General features: G+C 47.6%; 12 protein-coding genes. 9 read left to right on the forward strand and 3 right to left on the reverse strand.

The window, feature by feature from the left end; all coding sequences use genetic code 11:
* Positions 1–3: 3 nt before the first annotated feature.
* On the reverse strand, positions 4–1095 hold the full coding sequence (locus MJO46_RS18340) for a CNNM domain-containing protein (RefSeq protein WP_253990563.1): 1092 nt from the start codon (positions 1093–1095) through the stop codon (positions 4–6).
* A gap of 144 nt (positions 1096–1239) precedes the next feature.
* Here MJO46_RS18340 and MJO46_RS18345 point away from each other — a divergent pair, with 144 nt between their 5' ends.
* The 8 genes from MJO46_RS18345 to der all read left to right on the forward strand — a co-directional run bounded on the left by MJO46_RS18345 (position 1240) and on the right by der (position 10252).
* Entirely contained in the window at positions 1240–2361 is a 1122-nt protein-coding gene (locus MJO46_RS18345) for a bifunctional tRNA (adenosine(37)-C2)-methyltransferase TrmG/ribosomal RNA large subunit methyltransferase RlmN (protein WP_253990564.1), read from the forward strand.
* Positions 2362–2393: 32 nt separating this feature from the next.
* A complete protein-coding gene (gene pilW, locus MJO46_RS18350; protein WP_253990565.1) occupies positions 2394–3182 on the forward strand; it encodes a type IV pilus biogenesis/stability protein PilW in 789 nt (262 codons plus the stop codon).
* Positions 3179–4279: a RodZ domain-containing protein gene (locus MJO46_RS18355; RefSeq protein WP_253990566.1), complete on the forward strand. Its 1101-nt coding sequence runs from the start codon at positions 3179–3181 to the stop codon at positions 4277–4279. The genes pilW and MJO46_RS18355 overlap by 4 nt, the downstream gene beginning before the upstream one ends.
* A gap of 48 nt (positions 4280–4327) precedes the next feature.
* The gene (ispG, locus tag MJO46_RS18360) at positions 4328–5443 is read left to right on the forward strand and encodes a flavodoxin-dependent (E)-4-hydroxy-3-methylbut-2-enyl-diphosphate synthase (RefSeq protein WP_253990567.1); all 1116 of its coding nucleotides are present in this window, start codon (positions 4328–4330) and stop codon (positions 5441–5443) included.
* Positions 5444–5585: 142 nt separating this feature from the next.
* A complete protein-coding gene (gene hisS / locus MJO46_RS18365) occupies positions 5586–6866 on the forward strand; it encodes a histidine--tRNA ligase (RefSeq protein WP_253990568.1) in 1281 nt (426 codons plus the stop codon).
* 24 nt (positions 6867–6890) lie between these two features.
* Entirely contained in the window at positions 6891–7511 is a 621-nt protein-coding gene (locus MJO46_RS18370) for a tetratricopeptide repeat protein (RefSeq protein WP_253990569.1), read from the forward strand.
* An 11-nt stretch (positions 7512–7522) separates the two neighbouring features.
* Positions 7523–8710 carry an outer membrane protein assembly factor BamB gene (gene bamB / locus MJO46_RS18375; RefSeq protein ID WP_253990570.1) on the forward strand — a complete coding sequence of 396 codons (1188 nt, stop codon included), beginning with the start codon at positions 7523–7525 and terminating at the stop codon, positions 8708–8710.
* Between the two features lie 78 nt (positions 8711–8788).
* Positions 8789–10252 (forward strand): ribosome biogenesis GTPase Der, encoded by a 1464-nt coding sequence (der, locus tag MJO46_RS18380; protein WP_253990571.1) that lies wholly within the window; start codon positions 8789–8791, stop codon positions 10250–10252.
* 92 nt (positions 10253–10344) lie between these two features.
* Here der and MJO46_RS18385 read toward each other — a convergent pair whose 3' ends face one another.
* Positions 10345–10785: a globin domain-containing protein gene (locus tag MJO46_RS18385; protein WP_253990572.1), complete on the reverse strand. Its 441-nt coding sequence runs from the start codon at positions 10783–10785 to the stop codon at positions 10345–10347.
* A 200-nt stretch (positions 10786–10985) separates the two neighbouring features.
* Complete coding sequence (xseA, locus tag MJO46_RS18390) at positions 10986–12323, reverse strand: exodeoxyribonuclease VII large subunit (protein WP_253990573.1); 1338 nt, start codon at positions 12321–12323, stop codon at positions 10986–10988.
* 121 nt (positions 12324–12444) lie between these two features.
* On the opposite strand from xseA, the gene guaB reads away from it, so the two are divergent.
* Positions 12445–13911 carry an IMP dehydrogenase gene (guaB, locus tag MJO46_RS18395; protein ID WP_198780581.1) on the forward strand — a complete coding sequence of 489 codons (1467 nt, stop codon included), beginning with the start codon at positions 12445–12447 and terminating at the stop codon, positions 13909–13911.
* The last annotated feature ends 83 nt before the right edge of the window (positions 13912–13994 follow it).

The following is a 13994-nucleotide window of genomic DNA, read 5'->3' on the forward strand; positions in this document are numbered from 1 at the left end:
AGATTAACCCGATTTCGCTTCGTCATCCTCGGCAGCGGCTTCAAAGTCGCCGTCGTCGGAGAGACGAATCCCCTTTTGTTTCATGCGTTTGGTCCAGAGTTTACGGGCCAATTGCTGCATGTCGGTCGCGGGGTCGTTTAAGTCGACAATCTCTAAGCCCAACATGGATTCAATAATATCTTCTTGAGTCACAATACCTTGGCTACTGCCGTACTCGTCGACCACCATAGCGATTTGAGTGTTACGTTTAATCATGCGCTCAAAGAGTGGCAAAATTTTTGCGGTTTCAGGCACCACAAATAAACTGCGTTTCAATTCACCTATCGGCATATCCGGGGTGTAACGCTCGGCCAGTAATACATCGGTGCGGGTGATATAACCGATAATATCGTCATGGTCTTGATCGTAAACGGGAATACGGGTAAATGGCTTATCGCGATATTGGCGCACGAACTCATTTTGCGTTAAATCCACAGGTAGCGAGAACATCACAGTGCGCGGTGTCATGATGGCGGTGACGGGCATATCGCGTACCTTTAGCATTTGAGTCAAAATCTTAGACTCTTGCTCATCAAGCTCACCCGATTCATGGCCGATCTTTGCCATGGCACTCATTTCTTGGCGGATATAGTGACCTTCTTCGCCTTTCCCTAAAAAGTGAGTCACTTTTTGTGACAACCAAATCAATGGCTGAGTGGCTCGCTTCATCCACGTAATAGCAATGGAAACACTCGGTGCAAGGCGACGCCAATGGTTCGCTCCCACAGATTTAGGAATAATCTCCGAGAAGAACAGAATAATAAAAGTTAATACCCCGGAGAAGACGCCCAGCATATCATCCCCAAATACTTTTGCCGCTTGGGCACCGGCAACGGCGGCACCTACAGTATGGGCAACGGTGTTTAAGGTGAGAATCGACACTAATGGTGCTTCGACGTCATCTTTGAGTTTGCGTAATCTTGCTGCCGCAGCAGGATCACTTTGCTCAAGTGAGGCGATATAACTAGGGGTAACCGAGAGCAAAACAGCTTCGAATACACTGCACAGAAAAGAAACCGCAACAGCGACAAGCACTATAATGATGAGGGTTAACATATAGGTGGTATTACAACTCCGTATTTTAGGCCAACGTTAGCCCGGGGAGATTCTACCATAGTCGAGTCGTGTTGCTGGCTAAAAAAATTTTGCGTCTGTATAATTCGCCGCCCTGTTGCAGGTTTTGGTGTTGAGGTGAGTGGTATGAGTGAAAAGAAGATCAATTTATTAGACCTTGATCGTAAGGCCATGCGTGCCTTATTTGCCGATCTCGGAGAGAAACCTTTCCGTGCCGATCAGCTCATGAAATGGATCTATCATTTCGGCGTCAGTGACTTCGAAGAAATGACCAACATCAATAAAGTGTTACGCCAAAAACTGGCGGCGCGCTGCGAGATCGTGGCACCTGAAATATCCAGTTTTCAAAAATCCACCGATGGCACTATTAAGTTCGCCATTCATGTCGGTGACGGCCAAGAAGTTGAAACTGTCTACATTCCCGAAGATGATCGCGCCACTTTATGTGTGTCATCACAGGTAGGCTGCGCCCTTGAATGCACTTTCTGCTCCACCGCCCAGCAGGGGTTTAACCGTAACTTGACCGTATCTGAGATCGTGGGTCAAATCTGGCGAGTGTCGCACTTTTTAGGTTTTGCCAAGGACACTGGCGATCGTCCTATTACCAACGTGGTCATGATGGGTATGGGCGAGCCTCTGCTCAACTTAGCCAACGTCATCCCTGCGATGGATATTATGCTCGATGATTTTGGTTTTAGTTTATCAAAACGCCGCGTGACTCTATCTACTTCGGGGGTTGTGCCTGCGCTTGATAAACTCGGCGACGCCTTAGATGTGGCTCTTGCCGTGAGTATTCACGCCCCTAACGATGAGCTACGTGACATCCTTGTACCTGTGAATAAAAAATATCCGTTGCAGGAGTTTCTTGCGGGGATCCGTCGCTATATTGCTAAATCGAATGCTAACCGTGGCCGCGTGACCGTTGAATATGTGATGCTCGATCATATCAACGACAGCACAGAGCAAGCCCACGAACTGGCTAAATTAATGAAAGATACCCCCTGTAAGATTAACCTTATTCCATTTAATCCGTACCCAGGTTCTCCCTATGGCCGTTCATCAAACTCGAGAATCGATCGTTTTTCAAAGGTACTGATGGAGTACGGTTTAACTGTGATAGTGCGTAAGACCCGCGGTGATGATATCGACGCCGCCTGTGGGCAGTTAGCGGGGGATATTCGCGACAGAACTAAACGTTTGGCAAAAAAACGCATGCAAGAAAATCAGATTTCAGTCACAATGAATTAACTCTTTGTTTGCACAGATTTATAGGCTTGCCCATGAAGCATGGATTGTCAGGGTTTTCATTAGCACTTGCGCTGTCATTGTTGATGACGGGGTGTGTGACTGAGCGCACCTATTCAGGAACAGATATTCCAGTTTCGGAGCGGAAATTAGATAGCGTTGCCGCCGCTAGGGAACGTATGCAGCTCGGCTTAACCTATTTGAATCGAGGTAACTCGGAACAAGCTAAATATAATCTTGATAAAGCAATAGAATATGCGCCAGAGCTGGAAGATGTCCATATCGCGATGGCCTATTACTACCAAACCGTAGGAGATCTCGTTCGCACTGAGCAGTCGTACCAAGACGCGATCAGTTCTAAGGATGTCTCCGGTGATTCCATGAATAACTTTGGGGTGTTTTTGTGTCAACAAAAGCAATACGAAAAAGCTGAAAAAATGTTTTTGGCCGCAATAGAAATGCCCAAATATACGCGAACCGCATCGAGTTATGAAAACTTAGGTCTTTGTAGCCGGCAAGCGGGAAAAGCAGAAAAGGCACGACAGTATTTTCAGATGGCGTTAAAGTATGACCCGAGACGCTCGGTGTCATTGATGGAGTTGGTCGAGCTTGAAGTTGAACAGGGTGATTTTATTAAGGCGCGTAATCAACTCGCGCAATATCACCAAGTGGCAGCCCAGACTCCAGAGAGTTTAGCGCTCGGAATAAAAATAGAGCAGGCGATGAATGATGATGCTGCGGTTAAGAAATTTGGTATTTTATTGCTTGCCAAATTTCCAGCATCACCTCAGGCCAAGCAATACAGAGTTAATTTGCATCAATGAAAGATCAAGAAATAAATGCGCCAGTTGCCCCCGTTGAACCTAGTGAAACCGAGTCGACGGTGTCTGATGTAACGCTTGGAAGTGTATTAAAAGCCGCCCGTGAAAAAATGGGGTTAAGCATCGCCGATACTGCGGTGAAACTGCATTTACGTCCCCGTATAGTGGAAGACATTGAAGCTAACAATTTCATCAATATTGCTTCTTCGACTTATGTTCGTGGCTATGTCAAAAACTATGCGCGAATGGTGGGTGTTGATATCCAGCTCATTGAGGCCTGTCTTGCAAGGCAAGTCCCCTCAGTGACTGAGCCTGCCATGCAGAGTTTTTCACGCAAGACGACCTATCAAGCTCGTGACACTAAGTTAAAGTGGCTGAGCTTTTTTATTGTTATCGTGTTGCTTGGATTACTCGTAGTGTGGTGGATGCAAAAATCGACCTTGTTAACCCATGTCGATGTGTCGCAACCGACCGTAGAGGAAGTGGCCGCAGCCAATCAAACCCTACCTGGGGATGTGCTGCTGACCGAAACCGATGCGAGTCAGCAATTGACAGAAATAGCCGCTAACGGCTCTATGTCAATCGACGGTCCGGTTAAAGATACCGATGCCAGCACTATCGACGCAAACGCTATCGATGTGAGCTCTGGACCTACGGATAATACTTATCCTGCAACAACGGATACGAGCAATGAGGATGGTGGCACTGCTATCACTGCCACCACTGTGCCGCAAACTGCCGCCCCTGTGGTTCAACAGCCCGCACTAACACCTGCAGCTTCAACACCAACATCTTCAACATCCGTTGCTTCAACACCAACGGCCACAGCAGTAAACAGTCCGGTTACCGCTGCGGGACAATCGATTATCGATATTCAGCTAACCGGTGATTGCTGGATAAATATTGTCGATGCAAAAGGCAAAGCCTTAGTCGATGGTGTTAAAGGCGCTGGCGTTGCAGTGCAAGTGAGCGGTGTACCACCGTTTAAGATTATTTTAGGCGCGCCCCATGTGGCGACCTTAAGCTTAGATGGTCAAATGGTTAGCTTAGCGGACTTCCCCAAAGGCCGTGTCGCACGTTTGACCTTGCCTAAAGCCTAACGACCGCGTAATCATCTGCAGAACGTACCGAAATAGAGTGTATTTAGCATGTATAATGAAACTCCCATAAAAAGACGTCCTTCTACCCGCATTTATGTGGGGAATGTGCCGATTGGTGATGGGGCGCCGATTGCCGTTCAGTCTATGACCAATACTAAGACGACCGATGTAGAGGCAACCGTTGCCCAAATTCGCGCCTTAGAGAAAGTGGGTGCCGATATAGTACGCGTGTCTGTACCGACTATGGATGCCGCAGAAGCCTTTAAAATCATTAAACAATCAGTGAGCGTGCCCTTAGTCGCCGACATCCACTTTGACTATCGTATCGCCTTAAAAGTGGCCGAATACGGTGTCGATTGTCTGCGTATTAACCCCGGCAATATTGGTAATGAAGAACGCATTCGCAGTGTGGTAGAGTGCGCCCGGGATAAAAATATCCCCATCCGTATTGGCGTCAATGGCGGTTCATTAGAAAAAGATTTAATGGATAAATACAAGGAGCCGACCCCCGAGGCCCTGCTCGAATCAGCCATGCGCCATGTGGATATTTTAGATCGCATGAACTTCGACCAATTTAAGGTCAGCGTTAAGGCGTCGGATGTGTTTTTAGCGGTTGAATCCTATCGTTTATTAGCCAAACAAATCCGCCAGCCGCTGCATTTAGGTATTACCGAGGCGGGTGGTGCACGTGCAGGTTCAGTGAAATCGGCAGTCGGTTTAGGCATGTTATTGGCCGAAGGCATAGGTGACACCCTACGTATTTCCCTTGCCGCCGATCCCGTTGAAGAAATCAAAGTCGGTTTTGATATCTTAAAATCGCTGCGCATTCGTAGCCGTGGGATTAACTTTATCGCCTGCCCATCCTGTTCACGCCAAGAGTTCGATGTGATCAGTACGGTCAATGAATTAGAGCGCCGCTTAGAAGATGTGACCACAGCGATGGATGTGTCTATTATCGGCTGCGTAGTGAATGGCCCAGGCGAGGCTTTAGTATCGCATATCGGTTTAACCGGTGGACACAATAAGAGTGGCTACTACGATGAAGGCGAGCGTCAAAAAGAACGTTTCGATAACGACAATTTAGTCGATTCCCTCGAGGCGAAAATTCGCGCTAAGGCGAGCCTGATGGCAAACCGCATCCAAGTGAAAGATACAACCGAGTAAAATCCAGACGTTAAGCTTAGTTATTACCGCTAAGGCTTGAGCTAGACCCCGAAACCGACGGGGTCATTTTACGTTTAGTATTGAAAAGCCTATAATGCCTGACATTTTTTATTAATTTAGCGAAATCGGACGAGTCGAGACAGTGGCAAAACAGATCCAAGCGATTCGCGGAATGAACGACATTCTGCCAACTCAAAGTCCTCTATGGCAAAAAGTGGAAGCGGTACTGCGTTCAAGCGTCAGTGCTTACGGTTACAGCGAAATTCGCACTCCGATAGTGGAAAATACCGAACTTTTCAAACGTTCTATCGGTGAAGTCACTGATATCGTTGAAAAAGAAATGTATACCTTCGAAGATAACAACGGTGACAGCTTAACGCTGCGCCCAGAAGGTACTGCATCGACAGTGCGTGCGGGTAACGAAAATGGTCTGCTGTATAACCAAGAGCAACGTCTTTGGTATATGGGCCCTATGTTCCGCCACGAGCGCCCTCAAAAAGGCCGCTATCGCCAATTTAACCAGTTTGGTGTGGAAGTCTATGGCATAGGCACAGCGGATATCGATGCTGAAGTCTTGATGTTATCGGCACGCCTGTGGGAAAAACTCGGCATTAGCGAGCATGTCTCATTAGAGCTAAATACCTTAGGTGATCCCGCCGAGCGCGCGGTTTACCGTGATGCCCTGATTGCGTTTTTAGAGCAGCATAAAGATGCCCTCGATGAAGACAGCAAGCGTCGCATGTACAGCAATCCGCTGCGGGTTTTGGATTCAAAAGATCAAAATGTTCAAGCTATATTGGCCAATGCTCCTGAATTAATGGATTTTCTCGGTGAAGAATCGAAGGCACATTTTTCACAATTGCGTGAACTACTTGATGCTGTAGGTATCAAATACACCATTAATCCGCGCCTAGTCCGTGGGTTAGATTACTATAATCGCACTGTATTTGAATGGGTTACATCTAGTTTAGGCTCACAAGGTACTGTACTTGCGGGTGGTCGCTACGATGGTTTAGTCGCCCAATTAGGCGGCAAAGATACCCCTGCAGTCGGTTTTGCCATGGGCTTAGAGCGCATTGTACTGCTGCTTGAAACCTTAGAGCTGAACAAAGATATTCCGCCTGAGGTAGATGTGTATGTCACGGCTATGGGTGATAGCTGTCTGGTTGAGGCCATCAAGGTCGCACAGGAATTACGTTCCGCATTACCCACGCTTAAGGTGATGAGCCACTGCGGTGGCGGCAACGTGAAAAAACAAATGAAGCGCGCCGATAAAAGCGGTGCTCAAGTGGCCTTACTGATCGGCGAAGAAGAATTGGCTGAAGGTATGGTAACAGTGAAATATTTACGCAATGACATCGAACAACAACGGGTAGCGCGAAGTGCATTAAGTGCATTTTTAGCTGAACTGGCAATTAAGTGACAGATCATATAAGGGGACGTGCGCGTGGAAATTTATAGCACAGAAGAACAACAAGTAGATGCTATCAAGCAATTTTGGAAAGACTATGGAACGTCAATTTTAATTGGTGCTGTCGTTGGTTTAGGCGGCCTATACAGTTGGAATTATTACTCCGACATGAAAGTCGCGCAGGCGGAAGAAGCATCGCAGGCTTTCCAAACCTTGACCACTAAATCAAGCGACGAAGCCGCTATGCTGGCGGGTGTGGCCGAGTTTTCTAAAAACCATGATCAAAAGGGTTATCTGGCCCTGTTAGATTTGATCGTGGCAAAAACCGCGGTAGAAGCTAAGGATTATGCGAAGGCCGAAGAAGCACTTAAAAAAGTCATCGCCGCTAAACCTGGTGCGGGTTTAGATATGATTGCGACCTTACGTTTAGCGCGAGTACAAGCCGAGCAAGGTCAAATTGACACAGCTTTAGCCACCTTAGAACAAGTCACTGACAAAGCATTTTTAGCTCAACGTGAAGAATTAAAAGGCGATTTCTTCGTGCGTAAAGGTGAAGCTGATAAAGCGAAAACGGCTTATCAAGCAGCAGTTGATAATGGCGGAGTGGTCACTAGCCCTGCGCTTAAAATCAAACTTGATAACCTAAATCAGGCATAAGGGATCCCTTGATGAAGTCTTGGTGCAAAAACCTGCTAGCCGCTGGACTCAGTCTAGCCATGTTATCCGCTTGTTCGTCGAGCGATGTTGAAGACGAACCTGTGAGTGAGTTAACAGCCATTCAGGCGACTGTGTTCCCTGAAGTGAGTTGGAGCACTTCTGTCGGTGACGGTGTTGGCGATTACTACTCGCGCCTTGCTCCCGCCGTGCGTTACGGTAAAATTTTTGCTGCCGACCGATACGGTTCCGTGATGGCGTTTGATGAAGCTACAGGCGAGCGTGTTTGGACTAAAGATTTCAGTGAAGAGTTTCGTGATAATGCTTTAGCCAAAAACAAAGGCGCACGTCTTGCTGCTGGTGTCACCGCGGCACGTAATAAAGTCTTTGTGGGTGGTGAAAGCGGACTATTAGCAGCGCTCAATGCCGAAGATGGTCAAGTGTTATGGCATGTGATTGCCGGCGGTGAATTACTGTCTGCCCCGACTGTGGCCGATGATGTGGTGGTGGTGAGTACCAGTACTGGTTCACTCGAAGCCTTTAACGTCGATACAGGCGCTAAGTTGTGGGTGTATGAAATGCAATTGCCAAATCTGACCCTGCGTGGTACAGGTTCTGCAGCCTACGAAGCGGGTGGTTTCTTTATCGGCACCGCCGATGGCAAAGTGGCCGTTGTGATTAAAAACAATGGTCAAGCTGCGTGGGAGCAGGCGATTTATAACCCCACCGGCGGCAACGAGTTTACCCGTATGGCCGATGTGGATATGACGCCGCTGATCCTTGGCGAGAATTTATATGCGGTGAGCTATAACGGTAACTTAGTGTCGATGGAACTGCGCACGGGCCGAGTCGTATGGACACGTAAGTATTCTAGCTTTAACGAGTTAGCATCCTCTGGCTTAAGCTTGTTCTTAGTTGATGACCACAGCCGTATCTACTCAGTTGATAAACGTAACGGTTTAGAACTGTGGAGTAACTCTGAGTTAGCTAACCGCACTCTGACGTCACCTGCGGTATATAAAGACTATTTAGTTGTGGGTGATTTTGAAGGTTATTTACACTTTGTCGATCGCAGTACAGGGTCGATTGTGGGACGTGTCCAAGTGGACAGCTCTGGATTATACGGCCAGCCATTAGTGGTTGACGATAAAATCTATGTTCAAGGTCGCAGTGGAAAGTTAGCTGTTGTAACACTTCCCTAGTTAAAAGTGTTATCCTTGTAGAGCCCCTGGAAGTGTGTTCCGGGGGCTTTTTATTGAAAAGTTTTTTAGAGGCAAAATATGATCCCTGTAGTGGCCCTTGTTGGTCGGCCGAACGTCGGTAAATCCACCCTATTTAATCGCCTTACGCGCACGCGTGATGCGCTGGTTGCTGACTTTCCTGGCCTAACACGTGACCGTAAATATGGTCGAGCATTCTTATCCGGCTATGAGTTCATTGTGGTCGATACCGGCGGTATCGATGGCACTGAAGAGGGGATCGAGACGAAAATGGCCGAGCAATCCCTTGCCGCCATTGAAGAAGCCGATGTCGTTTTATTTATGACCGATGCGCGTGCCGGTTTAACCGCCGCGGATTTGTCGATTGCCCAGCACCTGCGTAGCCGTGAAAAAACCACCTTTGTGGTCGCTAACAAAGTTGACGGTATTGATGCCGATTCCGCCTGCGCCGAGTTTTGGTCTTTAGGTCTAGGTGAAGTTTACCAGATGGCGGCGTCCCAAGGACGCGGCGTGACCAACATGATTGAATACGCATTGACGCCTTATGCCGAAGCGATGGGCATAGTGCGTCAAGGCGAAGACGAAGTGACCGAAGAGCGCGAATATACCGAAGAAGAAGCCGAAGCTGAACAAAAGCGTCTGCAAGAGTTGCCTATCAAGTTGGCGATTATCGGAAAACCTAACGTCGGTAAGTCAACCCTGACTAACCGTATTTTAGGTGAAGAGCGCGTCGTGGTATTTGATGAACCCGGCACCACCCGCGACAGTATTTACATTCCAATGGAACGTGAAGGTCGCGAGTATGTGATTATCGATACCGCAGGGGTTCGCCGCCGCAGTAAAGTACATCAAGTCATTGAGAAATTCTCAGTGATCAAAACCTTGAAAGCGGTTGAAGATGCCAACGTGGTGTTGCTTATCATCGACGCCCGTGAAGGTATCGCCGAGCAAGATTTAGGTCTGTTAGGCTTTGCGCTCAATGCGGGTCGTGCTTTGGTGATTGCCGTCAACAAGTGGGATGGTATCGACCAAGGGATTAAAGACCGCGTTAAGAGTGAACTCGATCGCCGTTTAGGCTTTATCGATTTTGCCCGTATTCACTTTATTTCGGCGCTGCACGGTACTGGTGTTGGCCATTTATTTGAATCGATTGAAGAAGCTTACGATAGTGCGACGCGCCGCGTTAGTACTTCTATGCTGACCCGTATTATGCAAATGTCCCAGGACGATCACCAGCCACCATTGGTTAACGGTCGCCGGGTTAAGCTTAAGTACGCCCACGCCGGTGGTTACAATCCACCAATCGTGGTCATTCACGGTAACCAAGTGAGTAAACTGCCTGACTCCTATAAGCGTTACATGATGAACTACTTCCGCCGTTCATTGAAAGTGGTGGGTACGCCAATCCAGCTGCGTTTCCAAGAGGGTGATAACCCATTTGAAAACAAGACTGAAAAGTTGACTATGAGCCAAGAGCGTCGCCGTAAACGCGCACTGAGTCATATTAAAGATAGAAAAAAATAAGCTAGCCTTGATTGGATAGTAATAAAAGGAGCCTTAGGGTTCCTTTTTGATTTTTAGACGATTGATGTGCGCTTGGGTAGACTGGCTTTGTATTAGGCTATCTTATCCGCCAGCATACCTTCGAGAATGATCGCGGCGAGAACGTCATAGTAGTTTGACCATGCGTTTTCTATGCTGGCATTGGATTGGCCTTTTAATTCATGTTGAATGGCCAGTATTAGGGCGGATTTGACGATGGGGAAGTGTGAGACCTTGACGCCATAATTTCGATGTCTTGCACCTAATTCGAGTAGGGTCGCCCTGATAGTATCGAGGTGATGAATATTATCGACGGCGGCACAAAAGATCATATAAAAATGTTCTTCTATCAGTTTGCGATCGCGCTTAAACATAGGTTTGATCAGCGGCGCTAAGTCAAATAGGCAATCATAAAAGAGGGTTGCAAATTGTTGTTCTTGATGATTTATCAAGATGAATGATGAGGTGATTGCCTCTTTTTCGATTTCAGTTAGCCCCATATTAAGCTTATCCATCCATGTGTGCTGATGAGTAAACTGTATTATAGCTAATTTTAATGCAGTGCTTGTTTATCTTAAAAGTTAATAAATATCAAAATATTACCGTTTTTACCATCAGGCCGAATTTGGCGGCCTGCAGGTGATACTTTCTTGTCTTGAAAGAAGAATGTGTCTGAGGCCCTTGGTTATAGGTGCCATTAGCGTTAGGGGCGACTTTATGGAATTTGTGTAATGGTCGACACTAGCCGTTCATTGGGCAGTTGGGTGGTGATAGTGTCACCGATCCGCACTTGGGCTGCCGATGTGATAACGGTTCCGCTGGTATCGGTAGTGATACTGTAACCACGACTTAATGTGGCCAGTGGGCTGACCGTCTCAAGTTGATGGGCTGCATACTTTATCCGTTGTTCACTTTGACTGAGTTTATCCTGCAATGCATCCTGTAAGCGACTCGCCAGATAACTTAAGCGGTTACCCTCAAGAGTAAGTTTATGCTTAGGGGATTGCTGCTCAAGGCGACTGATAAGTAATTGTTGGCGACGGCTGAGCAGGTGCAAGCGATTCGACAGCGCGGACTCAAGCCTTAATTGTATTTCATCGAATCTTTGCTCGAATTGTTGCAGTGTACGTTTAGGGTCTAAGCGCTGTAGCCTGTGATCTAACACAGTTAAACGTCTTTCTTGTTTGAGCTGATAATGTCGTGCACTTTGCTGTAGGCGCGATAATACGGTCGCTAGTCTTTGGGCTTTATTCTCACTATCCTGTGAGAGTAGTTCGGCACCTGCGGATGGTGTTGGGGCGCGCACATCGGCAACATAGTCACTGATGGTGGTATCGACTTCATGACCGACGGCGCTGACTATGGGCAGGGCGCTGTTGTATATCGTATGGGCGAGGGCCTCGCTGTTAAAACACCATAAATCCTCAAGTGAACCGCCGCCACGGGTGAGCAGTAATACATCGACTTCTAACCGCTGGTTGGCAATATTGATTGCTTGGCAAATGTTTCTGTCTGCGGATTCACCTTGCACTTGAGTGGGATAAATAATCACTTCAATCGATGGGTCTCGGCGGGCAAGTACGTGCAATACGTCGCGGATCGCCGCCCCTGTTGGTGACGTGATAACGCCAATGCGTTGGATGTTTTTCGGCAAAGGTCTTTTGGTGTCGGCGGCGAATAATCCCTCGGCGGCGAGCTTCATCTTAAGGGCGTCAAATTGCTGCGCCAGTAATCCATCCCCCGCGGGTAACATGGACTCAATTAATAATTGATAGTCCCCCCTCGGCTCATAAACACTGATGGCACCTTTAACTAATACTTGCTGGCCATTGACGGGTTTAAAGCTGACCGTCTGGTTACGCCCCTTAAACATGGCGCAGCGGATCTGGGAATAATGATCTTTTAGGGTTAAATACCAATGACCTGAACTAGGGGATGAAAAATTAGAAATTTCGCCATTGAGCCAAATTTTACCCAGTTGTCCCTCGAGAATTTGCCTGACTTCACCATTTAGGCGTGAGACGGTATAAACATTATTTTTGGCGACTTGCATGGTTTTTCTCGCGCAAATGGGAATTTTTCACTATTTTCCATTTACCGCGCCCCATATGCAAGGTATAATCCCGCCGCAATATTTCACCTCTAAATCCTACTCAACTGGGGAGATGTTGCTAATGCTACGTTTAATTAAAGAAGCGCTTACTTTTGACGATGTGTTACTTGTTCCTGCGCATTCTACTGTACTCCCAAATACCGCCGTTCTTAAAACTCGCCTCACCAATACAATCGAACTCAACATTCCACTTGTGTCCGCCGCCATGGATACAGTCACTGAAGCTCGCCTTGCAATCGCGATGGCGCAGGAAGGTGGCTTAGGTTTTATTCACAAAAACATGAGTATTGAGAAGCAAGCCGAAGAAGTGCGTAAAGTAAAAATTTACGAAGCGGGCGTGGTTCAACAACCTGTGACTGTGACTCCCTCAACGACCCTAGCCGATCTGAAAGTGTTAACCCTGAAAAACGGTTTTGCCGGTTACCCAGTGGTTAACGAAGCGAACGAGCTGGTTGGTATTATTACCGGCCGTGATGTGCGCTTTGTGACCGACTGGAGCAAAACGGTAGAGGAAGTGATGACGCCTAAGTCGCGTTTAGTCACCGTTGCCGAAGGCACTAAGTTAGATGAAGTGCAAAAATTAATGCATTCTAACCGTATCGAAAAAGTGTTAGTTGTCGATGATAACTTCAAGCTGAAAGGCTTAATCACTGTAAAAGACTTCGAGAAAGCCGAGCGTAAACCTAACGCCTGTAAGGATGAGTTAGGCCGTTTACGTGTGGGCGCCGCCGTCGGTGCGGGTGCGGGCAACGAAGAGCGTGTTGATGCGCTGGTTAAGGCCGGTGTTGACGTACTGCTGATCGATTCTTCCCATGGCCATTCTGAAGGCGTATTACAACGTATTCGCGAAACCCGTGCCAAATACCCAGATTTACAAATTGTCGGTGGTAACGTTGCCACGGCTGAAGGCGCCTTAGCGCTGGTTGAAGCGGGCGTTAACGCCGTTAAAGTCGGTATTGGCCCTGGTTCTATTTGTACGACTCGTATTGTTACCGGTGTGGGTGTGCCACAAATTACTGCAGTTTCAGATGCTGCCGCAGCCGTAAAAGGCTTAGGTATTCCTGTGATTGCTGACGGTGGCGTGCGTTTCTCTGGTGATTTAGCTAAAGCCTTAGCCGCGGGAGCATCTTGCATCATGGCGGGCTCAATGTTCGCCGGTACCGATGAAGCACCGGGTGAAACTGAACTTTATCAAGGGCGTGCATATAAATCATACCGTGGTATGGGTTCATTAGGCGCTATGTCTCAAGGATCTTCTGACCGTTATTTCCAATCTGACAATGCTGCCGACAAACTCGTGCCAGAAGGCATTGAAGGCCGCGTACCCTACAAAGGCAAGCTGAAGGAAATCATCCACCAACATATGGGCGGCCTACGTTCATGCATGGGCTTAACGGGCTGTGCCACTATCCTTGAACTGAATGAAAAAGCGCAATTTGTGAAAGTGACCTCTGCGGGCATGGGCGAGTCCCATGTGCACGATGTGACTATCACGAAAGAAGCGCCGAACTACCGTTCTGGTTCATAAATGTTTGATGTAGTGGGGCGGCAATAGGCCGCCCCACTAACAATATGTGTGATGCTCTCAAGCTTGACGTTGTCAGTTTTGAG

The organism is Shewanella sp. KJ2020 (assembly GCF_024197625.1).
In the GTDB taxonomy this organism is placed as follows: domain Bacteria; phylum Pseudomonadota; class Gammaproteobacteria; order Enterobacterales; family Shewanellaceae; genus Shewanella.

Excerpts from the sequence above, each read along its gene's own strand:
- ispG (WP_253990567.1), top strand. The coding sequence starts at position 4,328 with ATGTATAATGAAACTCCCATAAAAAGACGTCCTTCTACCCGCATTTAT.
- guaB (WP_198780581.1), top strand. The coding sequence starts at position 12,445 with ATGCTACGTTTAATTAAAGAAGCGCTTACTTTTGACGATGTGTTACTT.
- MJO46_RS18345 (WP_253990564.1), top strand. The coding sequence starts at position 1,240 with ATGAGTGAAAAGAAGATCAATTTATTAGACCTTGATCGTAAGGCCATG.
- pilW (WP_253990565.1), top strand. The coding sequence starts at position 2,394 with ATGAAGCATGGATTGTCAGGGTTTTCATTAGCACTTGCGCTGTCATTG.
- MJO46_RS18355 (WP_253990566.1), top strand. The coding sequence starts at position 3,179 with ATGAAAGATCAAGAAATAAATGCGCCAGTTGCCCCCGTTGAACCTAGT.
- bamB (WP_253990570.1), top strand. The coding sequence starts at position 7,523 with ATGAAGTCTTGGTGCAAAAACCTGCTAGCCGCTGGACTCAGTCTAGCC.
- der (WP_253990571.1), top strand. The coding sequence starts at position 8,789 with ATGATCCCTGTAGTGGCCCTTGTTGGTCGGCCGAACGTCGGTAAATCC.
- xseA (WP_253990573.1), bottom strand. The coding sequence starts at position 12,323 with ATGCAAGTCGCCAAAAATAATGTTTATACCGTCTCACGCCTAAATGGT.
- MJO46_RS18340 (WP_253990563.1), bottom strand. The coding sequence starts at position 1,095 with ATGTTAACCCTCATCATTATAGTGCTTGTCGCTGTTGCGGTTTCTTTT.
- MJO46_RS18385 (WP_253990572.1), bottom strand. The coding sequence starts at position 10,785 with ATGGATAAGCTTAATATGGGGCTAACTGAAATCGAAAAAGAGGCAATC.